At 52.6% G+C, this 25,408-nt stretch carries 23 protein-coding genes and 7 tRNA genes; 27 read left to right on the top strand and 3 right to left on the bottom strand.

What is annotated here, in order from left to right; genetic code table 11:
* Position 1: 1 nt before the first annotated feature.
* The 10 genes from E6P06_RS10720 (at position 2) to E6P06_RS10670 (ending at position 5,037) form a co-directional block, all read left to right on the top strand.
* Entirely contained in the window at positions 2-1,222 is a 1,221-nt protein-coding gene (locus tag E6P06_RS10720; protein WP_003022796.1) for an N-acetylglucosamine repressor, read from the top strand.
* 166 nt (positions 1,223-1,388) lie between these two features.
* Entirely contained in the window at positions 1,389-2,141 is a 753-nt protein-coding gene (gene nagD / locus E6P06_RS10715; protein WP_003022792.1) for a ribonucleotide monophosphatase NagD, read from the top strand.
* A 299-nt stretch (positions 2,142-2,440) separates the two neighbouring features.
* A complete protein-coding gene (gene asnB, locus E6P06_RS10705; RefSeq protein WP_003835552.1) occupies positions 2,441-4,105 on the top strand; it encodes an asparagine synthase B in 1,665 nt (554 codons plus the stop codon).
* Positions 4,106-4,329: 224 nt separating this feature from the next.
* Positions 4,330-4,406 (top strand) — tRNA-Met (locus E6P06_RS10700).
* A gap of 9 nt (positions 4,407-4,415) precedes the next feature.
* A tRNA-Leu gene (locus E6P06_RS10695) sits at positions 4,416-4,500 on the top strand.
* A gap of 23 nt (positions 4,501-4,523) precedes the next feature.
* Positions 4,524-4,598 (top strand) — tRNA-Gln (locus tag E6P06_RS10690).
* Positions 4,599-4,635: 37 nt separating this feature from the next.
* A tRNA-Gln gene (locus E6P06_RS10685) sits at positions 4,636-4,710 on the top strand.
* A 21-nt stretch (positions 4,711-4,731) separates the two neighbouring features.
* Positions 4,732-4,808: transfer RNA gene (locus tag E6P06_RS10680), tRNA-Met, on the top strand.
* A gap of 43 nt (positions 4,809-4,851) precedes the next feature.
* Positions 4,852-4,926 (top strand) — tRNA-Gln (locus E6P06_RS10675).
* A 36-nt stretch (positions 4,927-4,962) separates the two neighbouring features.
* A tRNA-Gln gene (locus E6P06_RS10670) sits at positions 4,963-5,037 on the top strand.
* A gap of 120 nt (positions 5,038-5,157) precedes the next feature.
* Here the strand turns inward: E6P06_RS10670 and ubiF are convergent.
* Positions 5,158-6,333, bottom strand: coding sequence for a 3-demethoxyubiquinol 3-hydroxylase (gene ubiF, locus E6P06_RS10665; protein WP_003835556.1), 1,176 nt, complete (start codon positions 6,331-6,333; stop codon positions 5,158-5,160).
* A gap of 145 nt (positions 6,334-6,478) precedes the next feature.
* Here ubiF and miaB point away from each other — a divergent pair, with 145 nt between their 5' ends.
* From miaB to rihA, 10 genes are all read left to right on the top strand, one after another.
* Positions 6,479-7,909 (top strand): tRNA (N6-isopentenyl adenosine(37)-C2)-methylthiotransferase MiaB, encoded by a 1,431-nt coding sequence (gene miaB, locus E6P06_RS10660; protein WP_003022779.1) that lies wholly within the window; start codon positions 6,479-6,481, stop codon positions 7,907-7,909.
* Positions 7,910-8,115: 206 nt separating this feature from the next.
* Positions 8,116-9,162 (top strand): PhoH family protein, encoded by a 1,047-nt coding sequence (locus tag E6P06_RS10650; protein WP_003022776.1) that lies wholly within the window; start codon positions 8,116-8,118, stop codon positions 9,160-9,162.
* On the top strand, positions 9,159-9,632 hold the full coding sequence (ybeY, locus tag E6P06_RS10645) for an rRNA maturation RNase YbeY (RefSeq protein ID WP_003022773.1): 474 nt from the start codon (positions 9,159-9,161) through the stop codon (positions 9,630-9,632). The genes E6P06_RS10650 and ybeY overlap by 4 nt, the downstream gene beginning before the upstream one ends.
* Positions 9,633-9,789: 157 nt before the next feature.
* Complete coding sequence (gene corC, locus E6P06_RS10640) at positions 9,790-10,668, top strand: CNNM family magnesium/cobalt transport protein CorC (RefSeq protein WP_003847383.1); 879 nt, start codon at positions 9,790-9,792, stop codon at positions 10,666-10,668.
* Positions 10,669-10,692: 24 nt separating this feature from the next.
* The gene (gene lnt / locus E6P06_RS10635; protein ID WP_048241389.1) at positions 10,693-12,231 is read left to right on the top strand and encodes an apolipoprotein N-acyltransferase; all 1,539 of its coding nucleotides are present in this window, start codon (positions 10,693-10,695) and stop codon (positions 12,229-12,231) included.
* A gap of 409 nt (positions 12,232-12,640) precedes the next feature.
* A complete protein-coding gene (gltI, locus tag E6P06_RS10630) occupies positions 12,641-13,549 on the top strand; it encodes a glutamate/aspartate ABC transporter substrate-binding protein GltI (RefSeq protein ID WP_003022762.1) in 909 nt (302 codons plus the stop codon).
* Between the two features lie 159 nt (positions 13,550-13,708).
* Positions 13,709-14,449, top strand: coding sequence for a glutamate/aspartate ABC transporter permease GltJ (gene gltJ, locus E6P06_RS10625; protein ID WP_003022759.1), 741 nt, complete (start codon positions 13,709-13,711; stop codon positions 14,447-14,449).
* Entirely contained in the window at positions 14,449-15,123 is a 675-nt protein-coding gene (gene gltK / locus E6P06_RS10620) for a glutamate/aspartate ABC transporter permease GltK (protein WP_003022757.1), read from the top strand. The genes gltJ and gltK overlap by 1 nt, the downstream gene beginning before the upstream one ends.
* Entirely contained in the window at positions 15,123-15,848 is a 726-nt protein-coding gene (gene gltL, locus E6P06_RS10615; RefSeq protein ID WP_003022754.1) for a glutamate/aspartate ABC transporter ATP-binding protein GltL, read from the top strand. Before gltK ends, gltL begins: the two co-directional genes overlap by 1 nt.
* Positions 15,849-15,964: 116 nt before the next feature.
* Entirely contained in the window at positions 15,965-16,900 is a 936-nt protein-coding gene (gene rihA, locus E6P06_RS10610) for a pyrimidine-specific ribonucleoside hydrolase RihA (RefSeq protein WP_048233267.1), read from the top strand.
* A gap of 96 nt (positions 16,901-16,996) precedes the next feature.
* Here the strand turns inward: rihA and E6P06_RS10605 are convergent, their stop codons facing one another.
* On the bottom strand, positions 16,997-17,479 hold the full coding sequence (locus E6P06_RS10605) for a zinc ribbon-containing protein (protein ID WP_003022748.1): 483 nt from the start codon (positions 17,477-17,479) through the stop codon (positions 16,997-16,999).
* 235 nt (positions 17,480-17,714) lie between these two features.
* Here E6P06_RS10605 and leuS point away from each other — a divergent pair, with 235 nt between their 5' ends.
* From leuS to nadD, 4 genes are read left to right on the top strand one after another with little or no spacing between them, the layout of a single operon-like run.
* Positions 17,715-20,297, top strand: coding sequence for a leucine--tRNA ligase (gene leuS, locus E6P06_RS10600; protein WP_048998184.1), 2,583 nt, complete (start codon positions 17,715-17,717; stop codon positions 20,295-20,297).
* Between the two features lie 14 nt (positions 20,298-20,311).
* Positions 20,312-20,911, top strand: coding sequence for an LPS assembly lipoprotein LptE (gene lptE / locus E6P06_RS10595; RefSeq protein WP_048233265.1), 600 nt, complete (start codon positions 20,312-20,314; stop codon positions 20,909-20,911).
* Positions 20,911-21,942: a DNA polymerase III subunit delta gene (holA, locus tag E6P06_RS10590; RefSeq protein WP_003022740.1), complete on the top strand. Its 1,032-nt coding sequence runs from the start codon at positions 20,911-20,913 to the stop codon at positions 21,940-21,942. The genes lptE and holA overlap by 1 nt, the downstream gene beginning before the upstream one ends.
* 1 nt (position 21,943) lies before the next feature.
* A complete protein-coding gene (gene nadD, locus E6P06_RS10585; protein WP_003022738.1) occupies positions 21,944-22,585 on the top strand; it encodes a nicotinate-nucleotide adenylyltransferase in 642 nt (213 codons plus the stop codon).
* Here nadD and cobD read toward each other — a convergent pair.
* On the bottom strand, positions 22,560-23,654 hold the full coding sequence (gene cobD, locus E6P06_RS10580; RefSeq protein WP_060855588.1) for a threonine-phosphate decarboxylase CobD: 1,095 nt from the start codon (positions 23,652-23,654) through the stop codon (positions 22,560-22,562). The genes nadD and cobD overlap by 26 nt on opposite strands.
* Before the next feature lie 96 nt (positions 23,655-23,750).
* Between cobD and E6P06_RS10575 the strand changes: the two genes are divergently transcribed.
* The 3 genes from E6P06_RS10575 to rlmH all read left to right on the top strand — a co-directional run bounded on the left by E6P06_RS10575 (position 23,751) and on the right by rlmH (position 25,405).
* Complete coding sequence (locus E6P06_RS10575; protein ID WP_060855587.1) at positions 23,751-24,362, top strand: adenosylcobalamin/alpha-ribazole phosphatase; 612 nt, start codon at positions 23,751-23,753, stop codon at positions 24,360-24,362.
* Positions 24,363-24,616: 254 nt separating this feature from the next.
* The gene (gene rsfS, locus E6P06_RS10570) at positions 24,617-24,934 is read left to right on the top strand and encodes a ribosome silencing factor (RefSeq protein ID WP_060855586.1); all 318 of its coding nucleotides are present in this window, start codon (positions 24,617-24,619) and stop codon (positions 24,932-24,934) included.
* Between the two features lie 3 nt (positions 24,935-24,937).
* Positions 24,938-25,405 (top strand): 23S rRNA (pseudouridine(1915)-N(3))-methyltransferase RlmH, encoded by a 468-nt coding sequence (gene rlmH / locus E6P06_RS10565; protein WP_003022725.1) that lies wholly within the window; start codon positions 24,938-24,940, stop codon positions 25,403-25,405.
* The last annotated feature ends 3 nt before the right edge of the window (positions 25,406-25,408 follow it).

Raw genomic sequence — 25,408 nt, 5'->3', positions numbered from 1 at the left:
AATGACACCAGGCGGACAAGCTCAAATAGGTAATGTTGATCTCGTAAAACAGCTTAACAGCGCGGCGGTTTATCGCCTGATTGACCAGCATGGGCCAATCTCGCGAATTCAAATTGCCGAGCAAAGCCAGCTTGCCCCCGCCAGCGTAACCAAAATTACGCGTCAGTTGATCGAACGCGGGCTGATCAAAGAAGTCGATCAGCAGGCCTCCACCGGGGGCCGCCGCGCTATCTCTATCGTCACAGAAACCCGCAATTTCCACGCCATTGGCGTACGCCTGGGTCGCCACGATACGACGCTCACTCTCTATGATATGAGCAGTAAAGTGGTCGCCGAAGAGCATTACCCTCTCCCGGAGCGCACCCAGGAAACGCTGGAATATGCGCTGCTCAACACCATTGCCATCTTTATTGAGAGCTGTCAGCGGAAAATCCGCGAGCTGATCGCAATTTCTGTCATCCTGCCAGGCCTTGTCGATCCTGAAAGCGGTGTCATCCGCTATATGCCACACATTCAGGTCGAAAACTGGGGGCTGGTCGAAGCGCTCGAAAAACGCTTCAAAGTTACCTGCTTTGTTGGTCACGATATTCGCAGCCTGGCTCTGGCTGAGCACTATTTCGGGGCAAGCCAGGATTGCGAAGACTCCATTTTGGTGCGAGTGCACCGCGGAACCGGCGCGGGAATTATTTCCAATGGCCGCATTTTCATCGGTCGCAATGGCAACGTCGGTGAGATTGGTCATATTCAGGTTGAGCCGCTGGGTGAGCGCTGTCACTGCGGTAATTTCGGCTGTCTGGAAACCATTGCGGCCAACGCCTCTATCGAACACCGCGTACAAAACTTGCTAAAGCAAGGCTATCCAAGCCGGCTCACGCTGGATGATTGCAGTATCAAAGCCATCTGTAAGGCAGCGAATAAAGGCGATAATCTGGCAGCAGAAGTCATCGAGCATGTTGGCCGCCATCTGGGTAAAACCATCGCTATCGCCATCAACCTGTTTAATCCGCAGAAAATCGTCATTGCGGGCGAAATTACCGAGGCTGATAAAGTACTGCTGCCTGCAATAGAAAGCTGTATCAACACGCAGGCGTTGAAGGCGTTTCGCCATAATTTACCGGTGGTTCGGTCCACGCTGGATCACCGCTCCGCCATTGGCGCCTTTGCGCTGGTGAAACGCGCAATGCTTAACGGGACTTTGCTGCAACGTTTGCTGGAAAGCTAATACACGTCATCCTTCAAGCTGCCTCTGCGTTAGCTGCATCTGCTCACCCCGGTCACTTACTTCAGTAAGCTCCGGAGGTTCGCAGACTTGCCGCCTTGATGCGACTCGAATGATGTAGTGTATTTTGTGTATAGTAATGCCTTCTTTTTTTAATGTCGGATTGTCCATGGCCATTAAGAATGTAATTTGTGATATCGACGGCGTGCTGATGCACGACAATGTTGCTGTACCGGGTGCGGCAGAATTTCTGACTGGGATCCTGGAAAAAGGTCTGCCGTTAGTCCTGCTGACTAACTACCCTTCGCAGACCGGGCAAGATCTGGCAAACCGCTTCGCCACCGCAGGTGTGAATGTCCCTGATAGCGTCTTTTATACTTCCGCGATGGCTACCGCTGATTTTCTTCGTCGCCAGGAAGGAAAAAAGGCCTATGTGGTTGGTGAAGGCGCGTTAATTCACGAACTGTATAAAGCTGGATTTACCATTACCGACGTGAACCCCGATTTTGTGATTGTTGGCGAGACGCGTTCCTATAACTGGGACATGATGCATAAAGCGGCGTATTTTGTCGCCAACGGCGCTCGTTTTATCGCCACTAACCCGGATACCCACGGTCGCGGCTTTTATCCCGCCTGTGGAGCACTCTGTGCCGGTATTGAGAAGATCTCAGGTCGTAAACCATTTTATGTCGGCAAACCAAGCCCGTGGATTATTCGCGCGGCGCTCAACAAAATGCAGGCGCACTCAGAAGAAACCGTCATTGTTGGCGACAACCTGCGCACCGATATTTTGGCAGGTTTTCAGGCGGGTCTGGAAACTATCCTGGTACTGTCTGGCGTATCCAAGCTCGATGATATTGACAACATGCCGTTCAGACCAAGCTGGATTTACCCGTCTGTTGCTGAAATTGATGTGATTTGATTCGCAGGCCGGATAAGACATAAGTTCGTCTTATTCGGCAATTATGCAGCGTTATTGCCGGATGGCGGCGTCATCGTCTTATCCGCCCCACGAAGCCCCTCCATTCAATAAAACCGCCATAAAACTGTCGATTCATCAATAAACACGTCTATTCTGTAATCTTTTTTCACCAATCCACAATGACCATTGCATTTTTTATTTTCTGACCCGCAATTCGCTTGCGCCCTCTCCCGCTTTGCGGCATTTTCTTTATCAAGCAAACATAAAAAGCATCACGCAACAGGTTAACGGAGAAGGTTATGTGTTCTATTTTTGGCGTATTCGATATTAAAACTGACGCAGTTGAACTGCGTAAAAAAGCCCTGGAATTGTCTCGTCTGATGCGCCATCGCGGCCCGGACTGGTCGGGTATTTATGCCAGTGATAACGCCATTCTGGCACACGAACGTCTGTCCATCGTCGACGTCAACGCCGGTGCTCAGCCGCTGTACAACGTGAAGAAAACGCATATCCTGGCGGTTAACGGTGAAATTTATAACCACCAGGCGCTGCGCGCTGAGTACGGCGATCGCTATCAGTTCCAGACCGGTTCCGATTGCGAAGTTATCCTCGCGCTGTATCAGGAAAAAGGCCCAGAGTTTCTGGATGATCTGCAAGGCATGTTTGCTTTTGCCCTGTATGACAGCGAGCAGGACGCTTATCTGATCGGTCGCGATCATATTGGGATCATCCCGCTGTATATGGGTTACGACGAACACGGTAACTTCTATGTTGCGTCTGAAATGAAAGCGCTGGTTCCTGTCTGCCGCACAATCAAAGAATTCCCGGCCGGTAGTTATTTATGGAGTAAAGACGGCGAAATTCGTCAGTACTACCAGCGCGACTGGTTTGAATACGATGCAGTCAAAGACAACGTTACCGATAAAAACGAGCTGCGCCAGGCGCTGGAAGATGCGGTGAAAAGCCACCTGATGTCAGATGTTCCTTATGGAGTACTGCTGTCCGGCGGTCTGGATTCATCCGTCATTTCCGCGATCACTAAAAAATACGCGGCTCGCCGTGTTGAAGATCAGGAACGTAGCGAAGCCTGGTGGCCACAGCTGCACTCCTTCGCCGTCGGCCTGGAAGGCGCTCCGGATCTGAAAGCTGCGCAAGAGGTGGCAAACCATTTGGGTACCGTGCACCACGAGATCCACTTCACCGTGCAGGAAGGTCTGGATGCTATCCGCGACGTGATTTATCACATCGAAACTTACGATGTCACGACGATTCGCGCCTCGACGCCAATGTACTTAATGTCGCGTAAAATTAAAGCGATGGGCATTAAAATGGTGCTGTCGGGCGAAGGTTCGGACGAAGTATTTGGCGGTTATCTCTATTTCCACAAAGCACCAGATGCAAAAGAACTGCACGAAGAAACCGTGCGCAAGCTGCAGGCACTGCATATGTTCGACTGCGCCCGTGCCAACAAAGCGATGTCAGCCTGGGGCGTGGAGGCACGCGTGCCGTTTCTGGATAAGAAATTCCTTGATGTGGCGATGCGCATCAACCCGCAGGACAAAATGTGCGGCAACGGCAAAATGGAAAAACACGTTCTGCGCGAATGTTTTGAGTCCTACCTGCCAGCAAGCGTCGCATGGCGTCAGAAAGAGCAGTTCTCTGACGGTGTCGGTTACAGCTGGATTGATACACTGAAAGAAGTCGCTGCTGAACAAGTTTCTGACCAACAACTGGAAACCGCCAGCTTCCGTTTCCCATACAACACGCCATCATCTAAAGAAGCGTATTTGTACCGTGAGATTTTCGAAGAGTTGTTCCCGGTTGCGAGCGCTGCGGAATGCGTACCTGGCGGGCCGTCTGTAGCCTGTTCTTCCGCTAAAGCGATCGAATGGGATGAAGCGTTTAAAACCATGAACGATCCGTCTGGTCGTGCGGTTGGCGTACACCAGTCCGCTTATAAATAAGTTAATCCTTAGAAAAGGGCCCTGCGGGGCTCTTTTTTTATGTCTATTTTCTGTGCAAAAAAACAATTAATAACTAATAATTGCCGAATATTGCGTCATGCTGTTCGCAACCTAACCAAACAGTCACATTCCAGCTATTTTCAATGAAAAAGGGGTTGACGCTTCAAGGCTCAATACGCATAATGCGCCCCGCAACGCCGATAAGGTTACGCGAAAAAAAAGATGGCTACGTAGCTCAGCTGGTTAGAGCACATCACTCATAATGATGGGGTCACAGGTTCGAATCCCGTCGTAGCCACCATCTTTTTTTGCGGGAGTGGCGAAATTGGTAGACGCACCAGATTTAGGTTCTGGCGCCGCAAGGTGTGCGAGTTCAAGTCTCGCCTCCCGCACCATTCACCCGTAAGCGTTGCACGGATGGGGTATCGCCAAGCGGTAAGGCACCGGTTTTTGATACCGGCATTCCCTGGTTCGAATCCAGGTACCCCAGCCATTTTTTCTTCGATATAGCGGTTCACCGCAACGGTCATTGGGGTATCGCCAAGCGGTAAGGCACCGGTTTTTGATACCGGCATTCCCTGGTTCGAATCCAGGTACCCCAGCCATCGAAGAATATGATAGTATCTGGCTACGTAGCTCAGCTGGTTAGAGCACATCACTCATAATGATGGGGTCACAGGTTCGAATCCCGTCGTAGCCACCATATTAAGGACGTATCGACTCGTTCGGTAAATCCAAAAAATTGTTGGGGTATCGCCAAGCGGTAAGGCTCTGGTTTCTGATACCAGCATTCCGAGGTTCGAATCCTCGTACCCCAGCCAATTTCAAAAAGTCGTCCACTTTGTGGGTGCACCCGTTGGGGTATCGCCAAGCGGTAAGGCTCTGGTTTCTGATACCAGCATTCCGAGGTTCGAATCCTCGTACCCCAGCCATATTAAAAAAGCTCGCTTCGGCGAGCTTTTTGCTTTTCTAACGTCGGGTGATGGCAAGACTTACCAAGCCTACATGACTTGTAGGCCTGATAAGCGTAGCGCCATCAGGCACCACTCGAGCTACAACCCTAACGCATACTTCAGTGCCTGACGTTTCAGTACGCCAGCGCGCTCTGCGGCCATGAGCCCGAGATTACGCATGATGCGCAGCGGCTGCAGGTTATTGCTGAATCCGGCGTAGAACAGATCCATACCGCTTTGCATGATGAAATTGTCAGTCATACGGCGATTCTGATAACGCTTGAGCACCGGCTGACTGGCCCAGGATTCACCGTAGCTACGCGCATTCACCAGCACATCAATCAACGCATCGACATCACGAAAACCCAGATTAACGCCCTGCCCCGCCAGTGGGTGAATGGTATGCGCGGCATCACCTACCAGCGCCAGCCCCGGTTGCACATACTGCAGCGCATGACGACGCGTAAGTGGGAATGCCCCCGCCGCCACAGGCGTAACGTTACCGAGTCGTGAAGGGAAATGTTTAGCGATCTCCGCCTGCAGTTGCGGCATATTTAGCGCTTGCAATTGGCGGATGCGAGCTGGTGAGTCGTACCACACCAGCGAGGCCCAGTTATCGAACAACGGTAAAAACGCGCGCGGACCGTCAGGGGTAAATTGCTGCCAGGTGCTGTCCCCCGGCGAATGCTCGCATTGCACGGTAATCAACATACAGGACTGCGCATACTGCCAGGCATGAATGCCAATCCCGGCCATTTTCCGCACCTGAGAATTGGCACCATCCGCGCCGATGACCAGCTTCGCGCTGATTTTTTCACCGTCTGCCAGTTCAAGTTCATGCCGATCGTGATGTTGATGCAAAGAGAGAAGCGACGCCGGCACGCGCAGCGTAACTTTAGGGTGAACTTCCAGCGCCTGCCAGAGCGCCTGTTGCAGGACCGTGTTCTCCACCATATAGCCCAACAAAGGCAGCTTAAGCTCGGCGGCATCAAACATCACATGGGCATTTTCCCATTCCCATGTTTCCAGACGACGGTAAGGATGGCTACGCATTCCCTGAACCGTATCCCAGACGCCCAGCCCTTTCAGCAACGACACGGAGGCGGAGCTAATGGCCGAAATTCTGACATCAGGCTGTCCGCCAGTAACAAACGGCGCAGGAGCGGCATGTTCAATCACCGTTACCGAAAATCCATGCTGCGCCAGTCCCAGCGCCAGCGCGCCGCCGACCATCCCCCCGCCGACAATGGCAATTTCCGTTGGTTGATTTGTCATGGTCAATTTTCCAGTTACATGTATTGTGTAAGTTTACAGGATTTTTTACCCCTTGAGGCTGACATCCGTCATACTGGTCACAACCGCGCCAAAGCAGTACACTATGCGCCCTGCATTTCAGCCACAATTTCGCAAGAGCAAGTCGATGACCAAAAAACTCCATATTAAAACCTGGGGCTGTCAGATGAACGAATACGATTCATCGAAGATGGCCGATCTGCTGGATGCCACTCATGGGTATCAACTGACTGACGTGGCGGAAGAAGCGGATGTGCTGCTACTGAATACCTGCTCAATCCGTGAGAAGGCTCAGGAAAAAGTGTTCCATCAACTGGGCCGCTGGAAACTGTTAAAAGAGAAAAATCCCAAGCTCATCATTGGGGTCGGTGGCTGTGTTGCGTCTCAGGAAGGCGATCATATTCGCCAGCGCGCGCATTACGTCGATATTATTTTTGGGCCGCAAACGCTGCATCGCCTGCCGGAAATGATCAACAAAGTGCGTGGAAGCACGACCCGTAGCCCGGTGGTTGATATCAGTTTCCCGGAGATCGAAAAGTTCGACCGCCTGCCGGAACCGCGTGCTGAAGGTCCAAGCGCGTTTGTGTCCATCATGGAAGGTTGTAATAAATATTGTACTTACTGCGTGGTTCCCTACACCCGCGGTGAGGAAGTCAGCCGTCCGGCGGATGATATTCTGTTTGAAATCGCCCAGCTGGCAGCCCAAGGCGTGCGTGAAGTGAACCTGCTGGGGCAAAACGTGAACGCCTGGCGTGGTGAAAACTACGACGGCACGATCGGATCCTTTGCCGATCTGCTGCGTCTGGTAGCAGCGATCGACGGCATTGATCGTATCCGCTTCACCACCAGCCATCCGATCGAATTCACCGATGATATCGTTGAAGTTTATCGCGATACGCCAGAGCTGGTGAGCTTCCTGCACCTGCCGGTACAGAGCGGCTCAGACCGCGTACTGAACCTGATGGGACGTACCCACACGGCGCTGGAATACAAAGCGATCATCCGCAAACTGCGCGCTGCGCGTCCAGATATCCAGATTAGCTCCGACTTCATCGTTGGCTTCCCAGGTGAAACCACGCAGGATTTCGAGCAGACCATGAAGCTGATCGCTGACGTCAATTTTGACATGAGCTACAGCTTTATCTTCTCTGCGCGTCCTGGCACCCCTGCCGCCGATATGGTTGATGACGTACCAGAAGAAGAGAAGAAACAGCGTCTGTACATTCTACAGGAGCGTATTAACCAGCAAGCTATGGCCTGGAGCCGTCGTATGGTTGGTACGACCCAGCGCATCCTGGTTGAAGGCACATCGCGTAAGAGCATTATGGAACTGTCAGGGCGTACCGAAAATAACCGCGTGGTGAACTTTGAAGGTACCCCGGATATGGTCGGTAAGTTTGTGGATGTTGAAATTACCGATGTCTGGACGAACTCCCTGCGCGGAAAAGTGGTGCGTACCGAAGACGAAATGGGCCTGCGCATCGCAGAATCCCCTGAATCGGTCATTGCGCGTACCCGCAAAGAAAACGATCTGGGTGTTGGTATTTATCAGCCTTAATCCTGCTGAAAGACGTAAAAAAGGCCCGATACCGCTACACTTATCGTGCCTACACTTCTGGGCTCGCTGTCCCGGCGGGCCTTGTAATCAGCCCTGGCATCCCCATATTTATTGCAATGCTTGCGCCTTTCCCCCATGGCGTGAATAATTTCCTTAGATGCCGGTAAATGTTCAGCGTCCGGCGAGACATGCATAAGAGGAACAGTTTGAACATAGACACTCGCGAAATCACCCTTGAACCCGCAGACAACGCCCGCCTGTTGAGCCTTTGCGGCCCATTTGATGACAACATCAAACAGCTGGAACGTCGCCTCGGCATCGAAATTAACCGCCGTGATAACCACTTTAAACTGACCGGCCGCCCAATTTGCGTCACCGCTGCGGCAGATATTTTACGTAGTCTGTACGTCGATACCGCCCCAATGCGCGGTCAGACGCAGGACATCGAGCCTGAACAAATTCATCTGGCGATCAAAGAAGCGCGTGTGCTTGAGCAAAGCGCAGACAGCGTGCCTGAATTTGGCAAAGCGGTGAACATCAAAACCAAGCGCGGGGTAATTAAGCCGCGTACGCCGAACCAGGCACAGTACATTGCGAATATCCTCGATCACGACATCACCTTCGGCGTTGGCCCTGCGGGTACGGGTAAAACGTATCTCGCTGTTGCCGCTGCGGTTGATGCGCTTGAGCGTCAGGAGATCCGTCGTATTCTGCTGACCCGTCCGGCAGTGGAAGCGGGCGAAAAACTGGGATTCCTGCCGGGGGATCTCAGCCAGAAAGTCGATCCCTATTTACGACCGCTGTATGACGCGCTGTTCGAAATGCTCGGTTTTGAGAAGGTTGAAAAGCTGATTGAACGTAACGTCATTGAAGTTGCACCGCTGGCCTATATGCGCGGACGTACACTCAACGATGCGTTCATCATTCTTGATGAGAGCCAGAACACCACCATCGAACAGATGAAAATGTTCCTGACCCGTATCGGCTTTAACTCCAAAGCGGTTATCACCGGCGATATCACCCAGATTGACCTGCCGCGTAGCACCAAGTCCGGTCTGCGTCATGCCATTGAAGTGCTGGCTGAGGTCGACGAGATTAGTTTTAATTTCTTCCATAGCGAAGACGTGGTTCGCCATCCGGTGGTGGCTCGTATCGTCACGGCGTATGAAGCCTGGGAAGAAGCAGAACAGAAACGTAAAGCCGAGCAGGCTGCAGAACGCAAGCGCGAAGCTCAGGAGCAGGAACAAAAATGAGTCAGGTTATTCTCGATTTACAGCTGGCATGTGAAGACGAATCCGGTTTACCCACAGAAAGTCAGTTTCAGGGGTGGCTGGATGCGGTGATCCCGCAGTTTCAGGAAGAGTCTGAAGTAACCATTCGTCTGGTCGATGACGCGGAAAGCCATGAGCTCAACCTGACCTATCGCGGGAAAGATAAATCCACCAACGTGCTCTCTTTCCCGTTTGAAGCCCCGCCGGGCATTGAGATGCCGCTGCTGGGTGATTTGATCATCTGCCGTCAGGTCGTCGAGAAAGAAGCGCAGGAACAAGGTAAGCCGCTTGAGGCCCACTGGGCGCACATGGTGGTGCACGGAAGCTTGCATTTACTCGGCTACGACCATATTGAAGACGATGAAGCGGAAGAAATGGAATCCCTCGAAACAGAGATTATGCTTGCTCTGGGCTATGAGGATCCGTACATTGCCGAGAAGATTGCAGAATAGTAGCTTGCCGGATGGCGCCGCTTGCGCCTTATCCGGCCTACATTCATGCCTTTCGTAGGCCTGATAAGCGTTGCGCATCAGGCAAAACATGCCGTCAACAGCTGAGTATACGCATGACGCGCTTTGTATTAACTAACATGAGAACCCATACGACGCCATGAGCGACGACAATTCACACAGTAGTGACACCTTAAACAGCAAAAAGGGATTTTTTTCCCTGTTACTGAGCCAACTTTTCCACGGTGAACCGAAAAACCGCGACGAACTGTTGGAGCTGATCCGTGATTCCGGGCAAAACGACCTTATCGATGAAGATACGCGCGATATGCTCGAAGGGGTAATGGATATTGCGGACCAACGCGTGCGCGACATCATGATCCCTCGCTCTCAGATGATTACCCTGAAACGCAACCAGACCCTGGATGAATGTCTCGATGTCATTATCGAGTCTGCTCACTCGCGTTTCCCGGTGATTAGCGAAGACAAGGATCACATTGAAGGGATTCTGATGGCCAAAGATTTGCTGCCGTTTATGCGCAGCGATGCCGAAGCCTTCAGCATGGAGAAAGTGTTACGCCAGGCGGTTGTCGTACCTGAAAGCAAGCGGGTTGACCGCATGCTGAAAGAGTTCCGCTCCCAGCGTTATCATATGGCTATCGTCATCGACGAGTTTGGCGGTGTCTCAGGTCTGGTGACCATTGAGGACATCCTTGAACTGATTGTCGGTGAAATTGAAGATGAGTACGACGAAGAAGACGATATTGATTTCCGTCAGCTCAGTCGCCACACCTGGACTATTCGCGCGCTGGCGTCGATTGAAGACTTCAACGAAGCTTTCGGGACCCACTTTAGCGACGAAGAAGTCGATACCATTGGCGGGCTGGTCATGCAGGCCTTTGGTCATCTGCCCGCGCGTGGGGAAACTATCGACATTGATGGTTACCAGTTTAAAGTGGCAATGGCCGACAGCCGCCGTATTATTCAGGTTCATGTCAGAATTCCGGACGACTCACCCCAGCCAAAACTGGACGAATAAACCCGAAACTGGATCTAAGACTACATGGCATTTGCCCCATTAATTGAACGCCAGCGCATTCGCCTGCTGCTGGCGTTATTATTCGGTGCCTGCGGGACACTGGCTTTCTCACCGTATGACATCTGGCCCGCTGCGATTGTTTCGCTGATGGGCCTGCAGGCTCTCACCTTCAACCGCCGTCCGCTCCAGTCTGCCGCTATCGGCTATTTCTGGGGACTGGGACTATTTGGCTCAGGCATCAACTGGGTTTACGTCAGTATCGCGCAGTTTGGCGGTATGCCCGGCCCGGTTAACATTTTCCTCGTGGTTCTGCTTGCCGCATACCTTTCCCTCTACACCGGTCTGTTTGCCGGCGTGTTGGCGCGCTTGTGGCCGAAAACCACCTGGCTGCGGGTGGCAATTGCCGCGCCGGTAGTCTGGCAAATCACGGAATTCCTGCGCGGTTGGGTACTGACCGGCTTCCCGTGGCTGCAGTTCGGTTATAGCCAGATCGACGGTCCGTTAAAGGGGCTGGCGCCGGTAATGGGCGTTGAGGCGATTAACTTCCTGCTGATGATGGTTAGCGGCCTGTTGGCGCTGGCGCTGGTGACACGTAACTGGAAGCCGCTGGTTTTCGCATTCGTGCTCTTTGCTCTGCCTTTTCCACTGCGCTATATCCAGTGGTACACGCTTGAGCCGGAAAAAACCACCCAGGTCTCGATGGTGCAGGGCGACATTCCGCAGTCGCTTAAATGGGATGAAGGTCAGTTACTCAACACCCTGAAGATTTATCTCGACGCCACCCAACCCGAGATGGGCAAATCACAGCTAATCATCTGGCCAGAATCCGCTATTCCGGATCTGGAAATTAACCAGCAGCGTTTTCTGAGCATGATGGATGACCTGCTGAAATCGAAAAACAGCACACTGATTACCGGTATCGTGGACGCGCGTCTGAACAAGCAGAATCGTTACGACACCTACAACACCATCATCACACTGGGTAAAGATAGTCCATACAGCTACGACTCCAGCAACCGCTACAACAAAAACCATCTGGTACCGTTTGGCGAGTTTGTCCCGCTGGAATCAATCCTGCGCCCGCTGGCGCCGTTCTTTGACCTGCCAATGTCATCGTTCAGCCGTGGGCCTTATGTGCAGCCGCAGCTGCATGCGCACGGCTTTAAGCTGACGGCTGCCATTTGCTACGAAATCATTCTTGGCGAACAGGTTCGGGATAACTTCCGTCCGGATACGGACTACCTGCTGACTATCTCCAACGATGCCTGGTTTGGTAAGTCCATTGGACCGTGGCAGCACTTCCAGATGGCGCGGATGCGTTCCCTTGAGCTGGCGCGCCCCCTGTTGCGTAGCACCAACAATGGTATTACGGCGGTGATTGGTCCCCAGGGTGAGATTCAGGCGATGATCCCGCAGTTTACCCGTCAGGTTCTGACCACCAGCGTGACGCCAACCACTGGCCTGACCCCTTATGCCCGTACCGGTAACTGGCCGCTCTGGCTGCTGACCGCACTGTTTGGCTTTGGTGCGGTGGTAATGAGCCTGCGCCAACGTCGCAAATAAAACAGTGCCCCATCAACTTCATGCCGGATAAGGCGGTACGCCGCCATCCGGCAGTTGTGCAGCATCTTGCCTGATGGCGCTACGCTTATCAGGCCAACTCCCCTCCAAAAGACCATTCTGGCACGTCTATTGCTTTGTTCTACAAGGCAAACGCTGTTTTGGCTGAATGTGCAACCTGGTCGCACCAAAGTTGAGCGCCGGTAGCACCTGAAAAGTGCAACAAGATATTTTTGCCCCCAAATGGTGCGGCGCACTTCGCAAAAATAAACAATAACACAGCAAATTCTTTACATTCATCCAAACTAAATGTTAACAAACACATACAAGACTGCACGTTTTAGTAGCAAACAATAACAACATCACAATGGGTATCAATGCGTCCCTGGCGCAGACGATAAAGGAGTTGGATATGCAATTACGTAAGCTCGCCACTGCCATGCTGGTCATGGGAATGTCCGCCGGTCTGGCGCACGCAGAAGACGCAGCACCCGCGGCAGGCAGCACGCTGGATAAGATCGCCAAAAATGGCGTGATCGTTGTCGGTCACCGTGAATCATCGGTACCGTTTTCTTACTACGATAATCAGCAAAAAGTGGTCGGTTATTCACAGGATTACTCCAACGCGATCGTTGAAGCGGTGAAGAAAAAGCTGAACAAGCCCGATCTGCAGGTAAAACTGATCCCGATTACTTCACAAAACCGTATCCCGCTGCTGCAAAACGGCACCTTCGACTTTGAATGTGGATCCACCACCAACAACGTCGAGCGTCAGAAACAAGCAGCCTTCTCTGACACCATTTTCGTTGTCGGTACCCGTCTGCTGGCGAAAAAAGGCGGCGACGTCAAAGATTTCGCTGACCTGAAAGGCAAAGCCGTGGTCGTGACTTCAGGTACCACCTCAGAAGTGCTGCTGCACAAGCTGAACGAAGAACAAAAAATGGACATGCGCATTATCAGCGCGAAAGACCACGGTGACTCTTTCCGTACTCTGGAAAGCGGTCGCGCCGTTGCCTTTATGATGGATGACGCCCTGCTGGCTGGCGAACGCGCGAAAGCGAAGAAACCAGACAACTGGGAGATCGTTGGCAAGCCACAGTCTCAGGAAGCTTACGGCTGCATGCTGCGCAAAGATGACCCTGAGTTCAAAAAGCTGATGGATGACACTATCGCCAAGGCGCAGACCTCAGGCGAAGCTGAGAAATGGTTTGATAAGTGGTTTAAAAATCCAATTCCACCGAAGAACCTGAACATGAATTTCGAACTGTCAGATGAGATGAAAGCCCTGTTCAAAGAACCGAATGATAAAGCGCTTAACTAACTAAAATAAATGGGAGGCTTCCCCTCCCTCTCGATTGCTACTCGGCACGGACAGACTATAAGCCTGATGGTCGTTCCCCATCAGGCCTGAAAACCGCAAAACGCCGAATAACAATCTTCGAGGGTAGCGCTGCTACCCTTTTTTTTCTGGAGTAGATTTATGTCTATAGACTGGAACTGGGGTATTTTTTTACAACAGGCCCCGTTCGGCAACACCACCTATCTCGGCTGGCTCTGGAGTGGTTTCCAGGTCACGGTCGCGTTATCTATCACCGCCTGGATTATCGCTTTCCTCATAGGCTCTTTATTCGGCATCTTACGTACCGTCCCAAATCGTTTCCTTTCCGGGATCGGCACGCTATACGTTGAGCTGTTTCGTAACGTTCCGCTCATCGTTCAGTTCTTTACCTGGTATCTGGTCATTCCTGAACTGCTGCCGGAAAACATTGGCATGTGGTTCAAGTCGGAACTGGATCCCAACATTCAGTTCTTCCTCTCATCCATGCTTTGTCTGGGGCTGTTTACCGCCGCGCGCGTCTGTGAGCAGGTTCGCGCAGCGATTCAGTCCCTGCCTCGCGGGCAGAAAAACGCCGCGCTGGCGATGGGGCTGACTTTGCCGCAGGCCTACCGCTATGTGCTGCTGCCAAACGCATACCGCGTGATTGTTCCGCCAATGACCTCAGAGATGATGAACCTGGTGAAGAACTCCGCGATCGCCTCTACCATCGGCCTGGTCGATATGGCGGCGCAGGCGGGAAAACTATTGGATTACTCCGCCCACGCATGGGAGTCGTTTACCGCCATCACGCTGGCCTACGTCCTGATTAACGCCGTCATCATGCTGGTGATGAATCTCGTCGAACGCAAAATCCGCCTGCCTGGCAATTTGGGAGGCAAATAATGTACGAATTTGACTGGAGTTCTATCGTCCCTTCCCTGCCGTATCTGCTGGACGGGCTGATCATCACCCTGAAAATCACCGTTACGGCGGTCGTCATTGGTATTGTCTGGGGAACCATCCTTGCAGTAATGCGTCTGTCCAGCTTCGCGCCGATTGCCTGGTTTGCGAAAGGCTACGTCAACGTATTTCGTTCTATTCCGCTGGTCATGGTGCTGCTGTGGTTCTACCTGATTGTGCCCGGCTTTTTGCAAAACGTACTGGGTCTGTCGCCTAAAACCGATATTCGCCTGATCTCAGCGATGGTCGCGTTTTCGATGTTTGAAGCTGCGTACTATTCCGAGATTATCCGTGCCGGTATCCAGAGTATTTCTCGTGGGCAATCCAGCGCCGCGCTGGCGCTGGGGATGACACACTGGCAGTCGATGAAGCTGATCATTCTGCCACAGGCATTCCGCGCGATGGTACCACTGCTACTGACCCAGGGCATCGTACTGTTCCAGGATACCTCGCTGGTCTATGTATTGAGTCTGGCAGACTTCTTCCGTACCGCCTCCACCATTGGCGAGCGTGACGGCACACAGGTTGAAATGATCCTGTTTGCTGGCGCCGTTTATTTTGTATTCAGTCTGAGCGCATCGTTGTTGGTCAGCTATTTGAAGAAAAGGACAGTTTAATGATTACCCTGAAAAATGTTTCTAAATGGTATGGTCACTTTCAGGTGCTGACCGACTGCTCCACGGAAGTGAAAAAAGGTGAAGTGGTGGTGGTCTGCGGCCCGTCAGGTTCAGGTAAATCAACGCTTATCAAAACGGTGAACGGGTTGGAGCCGGTACAACAGGGCGTCATCACCGTTGATGGTACCGTGGTGAATGATAAAAAAACCGATCTGGCCAAACTGCGCTCTCGTGTTGGTATGGTGTTCCAGCACTTTGAACTGTTCCCACATCTGTCGATCATTGAGAACCTGACTCTGGCGCAGGTAAAAGTGCTTAAGCGCGATAAAAAGCCGGCCCGCGACAAAGCGCAAAAGTTACTGGAACGCGTTGGCCTGTCGGCACATGCCGAGAAGTTCCCGGCCCAACTCTCCGGGGGCCAGCAACAGCGTGTCGCTATCGCCCGGGCACTATGTATGGATCCTATTGCCATGCTGTTTGACGAACCGACATCGGCGCTTGATCCTGAAATGATCAACGAAGTACTGGACGTTATGGTTGAACTGGCCAATGAAGGGATGACCATGATGGTGGTGACCCATGAAATGGGCTTTGCGCGTAAAGTGGCGAACCGGGTGATCTTCATGGATGAAGGGAAAATTGTTGAAGACTCACCGAAAGAAGAGTTCTTCGCTAATCCGAAATCGGACCGCGCCAAAGACTTCCTCGCGAAAATCCTGCACTAATCTTGCTGGCGCGCATCTCCATGTGCGCGCCACCTCACGCTTTATCCCTTCGCCTCTCGAAACACATACAGCCCAGCGTTAACCTTGTCACAAAGTCCCACTTACAAGGAGCAACAATGGCACTTCCGATCCTGTTTGATTGCGATCCAGGTCATGACGACGCTATCGCAATTGTACTCGCCCTCGCCTCACCTGAACTGGATGTGAAAGCGATAACCTCGTCAGCCGGGAATCAGACTCCCGACAAAACGCTGCGTAACGTATTGCGCATGCTAACGTTGCTCAAGCGTACAGATATTCCCGTCGCCGGTGGCGCTGTGAAACCACTGATGCGCGATCTGATTATCGCCGATAACGTCCATGGCGAGAGTGGGCTGGATGGTCCGGCGCTGCCGGAACCCACTTTTGCTCCACAAGACTGTACCGCTGTGGAACTGATGGCGAAAACCCTGCGTGAAAGCCCGGAACAGATGACGATTGTCTCCACCGGCCCGCAAACTAACGTGGCATTGCTACTGAATAGCCATCCTGAGCTGCACGCCAAAATCGACCGTATCGTGATTATGGGTGGTGCAATGGGCCTCGGAAACTGGACACCCGCCGCCGAGTTCAACATCTTTGTGGATCCCGAAGCAGCGGAGATCGTATTCCAGTCGGGTATTCCGGTGGTGATGGCTGGTCTGGACGTGACGCACAAAGCGCAAATACATCGTGAAGATACCGAACGGTTCCGCGCTATTGGCAATCCTGTTTCAACGATCGTTGCTGAACTACTCGATTTCTTCTTTGAATATCACAAAGATGAAAAATGGGGATTCATCGGTGCACCGCTGCATGACCCATGCACCATTGCCTGGCTGCTGAAACCTGAACTGTTTACCACCGTCGAACGCTGGGTTGGCGTGGAAACTCAGGGGAAATATACCCAGGGAATGACCGTGGTGGACTACTACTTCCTGAGCGGCAATAAGCCAAACGCCACCGTGATGGTGGATGTTGATCGCCAGGGGTTTGTCGATTTGCTGGCAGAACGGCTGAAGTTTTACGCCTAATACACGCCGGATGCCGCTAACGCTTATCCGGCCTACAAAATCGTGCAATTTGCAGGCCGGATAAGACGCTTTGCGTCGCCATCCGGCAATAAGCAATTACGGTTCAAACGGTCGGCGCTGAAACTGATCGTGTCCGCATTTCGGACACAGCGGCAGCACATCCGGGGTGTAAACCGCTAAATGGAAGTGGCACTTCTCGCAGACCAGATTACCTAATCCGACCACCTCGCCGCTGTGATAAACACCGTGATGACTGAGGTCCTGGAACACTTCGCGCCATTCGAGCTGCGTTTTATCGGTAATATCGGCCAGTTCCTGCCAGATACTCTCCTTGATAACCCGCATAAAGACGCTGTCTGTCTCCTCATCGAGACTTTCTTCATAGCTCAGAGCAAACTCTTCCAGGTCACGTCTGACGGCCCGAGTGAGCTCTTCCACCTCGGTTCGCGTTAACTCCCCGGTCTGCATAACTCGTTGACGCGCCTGCTCCACCAACGCATCGATATCGCGTTCGCCATTACGCAGACGTTCGCTCAGTGAAGCTACCAGTTCACGGTAATATTGAGCAACCTTGTTCATCGCTTCGCCTCCTGGGTCGTTAACTGTCTATAATAATAGACGTTATTTACGCTACGCTTTGCAAGACTGTCCACAGAGTGTGTAAATTCGTGCAAGAATTATCCTTGCGGGAATTCAACGCTGAATGCGCGAAAGGCTGTTTTGGCGCGGGCGTTTGGGCTATGCTATGCGGATCTGAAACACCACATCTAGAGCTACGTTTGTAGCTGTATTGAAAACAGGACCACTGGCTGCCATGCAAGAGCAATACCGCCCGGAAGAGATAGAATCCAAAGTACAGCTTCACTGGGATGAGAAGCGCACATTTGAAGTTACCGAAGACGAGAGCAAAGAGAAGTATTACTGCCTGTCTATGCTTCCCTATCCTTCTGGTCGACTACACATGGGCCACGTACGTAACTACACCATCGGTGACGTGATCGCCCGCTACCAGCGCATGCTGGGCAAAAACGTACTGCAGCCAATTGGCTGGGATGCGTTCGGTCTGCCAGCAGAAGGTGCTGCGGTTAAAAACAACACCGCGCCGGCACCGTGGACGTACGACAACATCGCATACATGAAAAACCAGCTCAAAATGCTGGGTTTCGGTTACGACTGGAGCCGTGAGCTGGCGACCTGCACCCCGGAATATTACCGTTGGGAACAGAAATTCTTCACCGAGCTGTACAAAAAAGGCCTGGTGTACAAGAAAACGTCTGCGGTCAACTGGTGCCCGAATGACCAGACCGTACTGGCGAACGAACAGGTTATCGACGGATGCTGCTGGCGTTGTGATACCAAAGTCGAGCGTAAAGAGATCCCGCAGTGGTTCATCAAAATCACCGCTTACGCTGACGAACTGCTGCGTGACCTGGATAACCTGGATCACTGGCCTGACACCGTGAAAACGATGCAGCGCAACTGGATTGGCCGTTCTGAAGGCGTAGAAATCACCTTCGATGTGAACGATTACGACAACACGCTGACCGTTTACACCACCCGTCCGGACACCTTTATGGGTGCAACCTATCTGGCTGTTGCCGCAGGTCACCCGCTGGCGCAGAAAGCCGCTGCAAATAACCCGGAACTGGCCGCCTTCATTGACGAATGCCGCAACACCAAGGTTGCTGAAGCCGAAATGGCAACCATGGAGAAGAAAGGCGTCGACACGGGCTTTAAAGCCGTTCACCCGCTGACTGGCGAAGAGATCCCGGTTTGGGCAGCAAACTTCGTCCTGATGGAATACGGTACGGGCGCAGTCATGGCCGTTCCGGGGCACGATCAGCGCGATTACGAGTTTGCGACTAAATATGGCCTGACCATCAAGCCTGTAATTCTGACCGCTGAAGGCGCAGAGCCGGATCTGTCCGAACAAGCTCTGACCGAAAAAGGGGTGCTGTTTAACTCCGGTGAGTTTGACGGCCTCGACTTCGAAGCAGCCTTCAATGCCATTGCTGACAAGCTGGTGGCTCTTGGCGTGGGTGAGCGTAAAGTGAACTACCGTCTGCGTGACTGGGGTGTTTCCCGTCAGCGTTACTGGGGCGCGCCGATTCCGATGGTGACATTGGAAGACGGTACCGTACTGCCGACGCCAGAAGACCAGTTGCCGGTTATTCTGCCGGAAGACGTGGTTATGGATGGTATTACCAGCCCAATCAAAGCCGATCCGGAGTGGGCAAAAACCACCGTTAACGGCATGCCTGCACTGCGTGAAACCGACACTTTCGATACTTTTATGGAATCCTCCTGGTACTACGCGCGCTACACCTGCCCGCAGTACAACGAAGGGATGCTGGATCCAGAAGCTGCCAACTACTGGCTGCCGGTTGATATCTACATTGGTGGTATTGAACACGCCATCATGCACCTGCTCTACTTCCGCTTCTTCCACAAGCTGATGCGCGATGCGGGTATGGTCAACTCTGACGAACCGGCTAAACAGCTGCTGTGCCAGGGTATGGTGCTGGCCGATGCGTTCTATTACGTTGGTGCAAACGGTGAGCGTAACTGGGTTTCTCCGGTTGATGCCATCGTTGAGCGCGACGAGAAAGGTCGTATCGTCAAAGCTCAGGACGCAGAAGGCCATGAACTGGTGTATACCGGCATGAGCAAAATGTCCAAGTCGAAAAATAACGGTATCGACCCGCAGGTTATGGTTGAACGTTACGGCGCCGACACCGTACGTCTGTTCATGATGTTCGCTTCTCCGGCTGATATGACGCTGGAATGGCAAGAATCCGGCGTTGAAGGGGCGAACCGCTTCCTGAAACGTGTCTGGAAGCTGGTTTACGAACATACCTCCAAAGGTGATGTAGCTGAACTGAACGTTGATGTGTTGAGCGAAGACCAAAAAGCGTTGCGTCGCGACGTGCATAAAACCATTGCGAAAGTGACCGATGATATCGGTCGTCGTCAGACCTTTAACACCGCAATTGCGGCGATTATGGAGTTGATGAACAAGCTGGCGAAAGCACCGCAGGAAGACGAACAAGACAGAGCCCTGATGCAGGAAGCGTTACTGGCCGTCGTTCGCATGCTGAACCCGTTCACCCCACACGTTTGCTTCACGATGTGGCAGGCGCTGAAAGGTGAAGGCGATATCGACAACGCACCGTGGCCGGTAGCTGACGAAGCCGCAATGGTTGAAGACTCGACGTTGGTTGTTGTTCAGGTGAACGGTAAAGTCCGTGGCAAAATTACCGTTCCGGTAAATGCGACAGAAGAACAGGTTCGTGAACGTGCTGGCCAGGAGCATCTGGTGGCAAAATATCTTGATGGCGTTACCGTACGTAAAGTGATTTATGTACCGGGTAAACTCCTCAATCTGGTCGTTGGCTAAGCGCGGGAGGAAGCGTGCGACTTCTGACAACATTGTTGTTATCTCTGGCGGTGCTTGTCACCGCCGGGTGTGGCTGGCATCTGCGTAGTACTACGCAGGTTCCACCCTCAATGAAAACCATGATCCTGAACTCTGGCGATCCGAACGGCCCGTTAAGCCGTGCGGTACGTAACCAGCTGCGTCTGAACGGTGTGACGCTGCTTGAAGACGGTACAATGCGTAAAGACGTAACATCCTTACGTCTTGGCGCGGTCAGCATTTCGCAGGATACGGCGTCGGTATTCCAGAACGGTCAAACGGCTGAATACCAGATGGTGATGTCCGTTAGCGCTACTGTGCTGATTCCAGGTCATGATATATACCCAATCAGCGCCAAAGTTTATCGTTCGTTCTTTGACAACCCACAGGCTGCACTGGCGAAGGATAACGAGCAGGACATGATCATCAAAGAGATGTATGACAAAGCGGCTGAACAGTTAATTCGTAAGCTGCCAAGCGTACATCTGGCTGATACTCTGTCATCCAATGCTGATGATGATGCTAAGCCAGCTGCGACAAAAGCCGCAGAGCCTGCGTCATCTCCGGCGCGTGTCTCCACCACGCTGGGTAACTGATGCTCAAGTTGTACCCTGAACAACTCCGCGCACAGCTCAATGAAGGGCTGCGCGCGGCGTATTTGCTCTTAGGTAACGATCCCCTCTTATTGCAGGAAAGCCAGGATGCCATCCGTCAGGCTGCTGCCACACAAGGGTTCGAAGAACACCACGCCTTCACCCTGGACAACAGCACCGACTGGGGAGAGATTTTTTCACTCTGCCAGGCGATGAGCCTGTTTGCCAACCGTCAAACCCTGCTCCTGCAACTGCCTGAAAATGGCCCCAATGCCGCCATTAACGAACAGCTCGCTTCACTCGTCACACTGCTACATAACGACCTGCTGCTGATTGTTCGTGGCAACAAGCTGACTAAAGCGCAGGAAAACGCCGCATGGTATACCGGACTTGCCAATAATGCGGTGCAGGTCAGCTGCCAGACGCCGGAGCAAGCACAGCTCCCGCGTTGGGTCGCCGCGAGGGCTAAACTCAATAACCTGCAACTGGATGACGCAGCCAATCAGCTGTTGTGCTATTGCTATGAAGGTAACCTGTTAGCACTGGCGCAAGCGCTGGAACGGTTAGCATTGCTTTGGCCTGATGGCAAACTAACGCTGCCTCGCGTAGAAAAAGCCGTTAACGATGCGGCGCACTTTACCCCGTTCCACTGGGTGGATGCGCTGCTGATGGGCAAAAGCAAACGCGCGCTGCACATTCTGCAACAGCTACGTCTGGAAGGCAGTGAGCCGGTTATTTTGCTGCGTACGATACAGCGTGAATTGCTGTTGCTGGTCAACCTAAAACGGCAGTCGGCGAATACCCCCTTGCGCACGTTGTTTGATAAACACCGGGTGTGGCAAAATCGCCGAGGCATGATGGGTGATGCGCTAAACCGGCTGAACCCGGCACAGCTGCGTCAGGCGGTAACGCTGTTAACGCGTACGGAAATTACGCTTAAACAAGACTATGGTCAGTCAGTGTGGGCGGAACTTGAGGGTCTGTCCCTTTTGCTCTGCCATAAATCACTGGCCGATGTTTTTATTGATGGTTGATATGAAATCATTGCAGGCTCTGTTCGGCGGCACCTTTGATCCGGTGCATTATGGTCATCTTAAACCGGTTGAAATTCTGGCGAATCTGATTGGTCTTTCCCGGGTCATCATCATGCCCAATAATGTCCCGCCGCATCGTGCGCAGCCTGAAGCGTCCGGTGAGCAACGTAAGCGCATGGTTGAACTGGCCATTGCTGATAAACCGCTGTTTTCCCTGGATGAACGCGAACTGAAACGAGACACGGCCTCCTACACCGCGCAAACGCTAAAAGAGTGGCGCGAGGAACAAGGCCCGAACGTGCCGTTAGCGTTTATCATTGGTCAGGATTCGCTGCTGACCTTCCCTTCCTGGCACGACTACCACACGATTCTGGATAATACCCATCTCATCGTGTGCCGACGTCCAGGTTATCCTCTCGAAATGACGCAGGAAAAGCACCAGCAATGGCTGGAGGATCACCTGACTCATTCGCCGGATGACCTGCACAACCTGCCTTGCGGAAAAATCTACCTGGCCGAAACGCCGTGGTTCAACATCTCCGCCACGCTCATTCGCGAGCGCCTGGAAAAAGGCGAGCCGTGCGACGACCTGATGCCAGGCGCAGTGCTTGACTATATCAATCAGCAGGGGTTGTATCGCTAAGCGTGTTGTTTAATGCCGCCAGCAGGCGGTCATTTTCTTCCTGACTGCGAACAGCAACTCGGTAATAACGCGCGTCCAACCCAGGGTAATTGGCACAACTGCGAATCAAGACATGCTGTTCCAGCAACATCCGTTGCAAATCAATATCCGCGCGATCGCAGCGTAATAAACGATAATTTGCCTGGCCGGGATACACCGTCAGGCCAGGCAGGTTTTGTAGCTGTTGCTCAAACCGCGCCCCCTCTTGTTCCAGCCATTTCCACGTCGCCTGCTGATAAGCGCTGTCGCGTAAAATAATCTCGCCGGCCAGAGCAGCAAACGCATTAATTGACCACGGCATTTGTCGGCTGCGCATATGTACAACGGCCTGCTCGTTACTATTAACCAGATACCCCAGACGCAGCCCCGGTATCGCATAGAACTTAGTGAGCGAGCGCAGTACCCAAATATGCGGGTTATCCCGAAGTAGCGGAATAAACCCCGGCTCCCCGGCAATAAAATCGATAAACGCTTCATCAAGGATCAGATTGATCCCAAGCCGCTCACAACGTGAGGCAATCTCACGTAGCAGGCGGTTATCCGGTAGTAACCCGGTGGGGTTGTTGGGCGTGCAGAGAAACAGGCAGTCCAGCTCTGAGGTTAACGCATCGAGGATCGCATCGGTAAGCTGCCAGCCATCGTCTTCGCGCAGCGCAAACTCATGGATCGTACAGTCTCCCCATTGCAGCGCCCGACGATATTCAGCAAACCCAGGCGTCACGATCATCGCGTGACGTGGCTTCAGGCCATCTACCAGGGTAAAAATAGACTCGGTCTCACCGTTTCCGGCCAGGATCCACGAGGCCGGAATCTGATGATGCTCCGCCAGCGCTGCATGCAGTTGCGCGTAATCGACATCCGGGTAACGCTCCGCGCAGTCCATATTGTCGATAATTGCGCGTTTTAAACCTGCTGGCATACCCAGCGGATTAATATTCGCGCTAAAATCCAGCAATTGCTCAGGCGAGACGCCCAACAGTTCGGCGGCTTCTCGGGTATTACCACCATGCGCGCTCTTCAATAAAGACATCGTGCCGCTCCACGTAAAAAAAGGTATTTTAGTGAAAAATCTCTGCGTAATCAGGGCAAACATCATGTTTTGTGCGAATAACCCCAAGAGGAAAAAATGAGACTCTGGTTGGTACGTCATGGCGAAACCGAAGCCAACGTCGCGGGTTTATATAGCGGCCACGCTCCCACACCACTAACAGAACGGGGAATAGCTCAGGCGCAAACGCTGAGTACGCTGTTACGCAATGTGCCTGTCGACAACGTTCTGTGCAGCGAGCTGGAGCGCGCCCGCCATACAACGCAGTTGATCTTAGGCGATCGCGAGATTCCTGTGCGTAACATGCCTGAGCTCAATGAGATGTTTTTTGGCGACTGGGAAATGCGCCACCATCGCGATCTGGCGCACGAAGACGCCGAAAACTACGCCGTGTGGTGTAACGACTGGCAGAACGCGACGCCCACTAATGGCGAAGGTTTTCAGGCATTTTCCCTGCGCGTGGAACGCTTCATTGCTCAACTCGATGATTACAAAATGTGCCAAAACCTGCTGGTGGTGAGCCATCAGGGTGTACTGAGCGTGTTGATCGCCCGTTTGTTGTCCATGCCGGCAGCAGCAATGTGGCATTTTCGCGTCGAACAAGGTTGCTGGAGCGCGATTGATTTTTGCGACGACTTTGCGGTTCTGAAAGTACTTAACAGCCGGGCTGTATGGCACGACGGAGAGTGAAAGCACTGTTTTTTCTGCCGAAGGGCTTCTCTCCCATTGACACCCCATGACAGGCTGTTATTCTCCGCAACCTGACTTTTCCCGCCCTTCAGAGCTTTGCAGAAATTGTTTTACAAAAATGGCGATGCATTCTGCGGCGTGGGGTGGGATGATAGCGCACTTCACAAGCGCTTTCGGAGACATTTGTCCCGATATCGCCTCTGGTTCAGGTATACTAACAGACGTTTTTAACTATTTTCACCCAGGGGGAACACTTGCAGGGTAAAGCACTTCAGGATTTTGTAATCGACAAAATTGATGACCTGAAAGGTCAAGACATCATCGCCTTAGACGTTCAGGGCAAATCCAGCATCACTGATTGCATGATTATCTGTACTGGCACGTCCAGCCGTCATGTAATGTCTATCGCAGACTACGTTGTTCAGGAGTCCCGCACTGCTGGTCTGCTGCCGCTCGGCGTAGAAGGCGAGAACGTCGCAGACTGGATCGTCGTTGACCTCGGCGATGTGATTGTCCACGTGATGCAGGAAGAAAGCCGTCGCCTGTATGAACTGGAAAAACTCTGGAGTTAATGCGTGAAGCTGCAACTTGTCGCTGTGGGTACGAAAATGCCTGACTGGGTGCAAACCGGTTTTACGGAGTATCTCCGTCGGTTTCCGAAAGATATGCCCTTTGAGCTGATCGAAATCCCGGCAGGAAAACGCGGCAAGAACGCGGATATTAAACGCATTCTCGACAAAGAGGGTGAACAGATGCTGGCTGCAGCAGGCAAAAACCGCATCGTCACCCTTGATATCCCTGGCAAACCCTGGGACACGCCGCAGCTGGCGACCGAACTGGAACGCTGGAAACTGGACGGTCGTGACGTCAGTTTGTTGATTGGTGGGCCGGAAGGTCTTTCTCCTGCCTGTAAAGCAGCAGCAGAACAAAGCTGGTCACTCTCAGCGTTAACCCTTCCTCACCCTCTTGTTCGGGTTCTGGTTGCGGAGAGTCTGTACAGGGCGTGGAGCATTACCACCAACCATCCTTATCACCGTGAGTGATCA

The sequence above is a fragment of the Citrobacter sp. CF971 genome, assembly GCF_006385635.1.
Taxonomy (GTDB): Bacteria; Pseudomonadota; Gammaproteobacteria; order Enterobacterales; family Enterobacteriaceae; genus Citrobacter; species Citrobacter freundii.
This window is presented reverse-complemented; position numbering and strand designations above follow the sequence as displayed.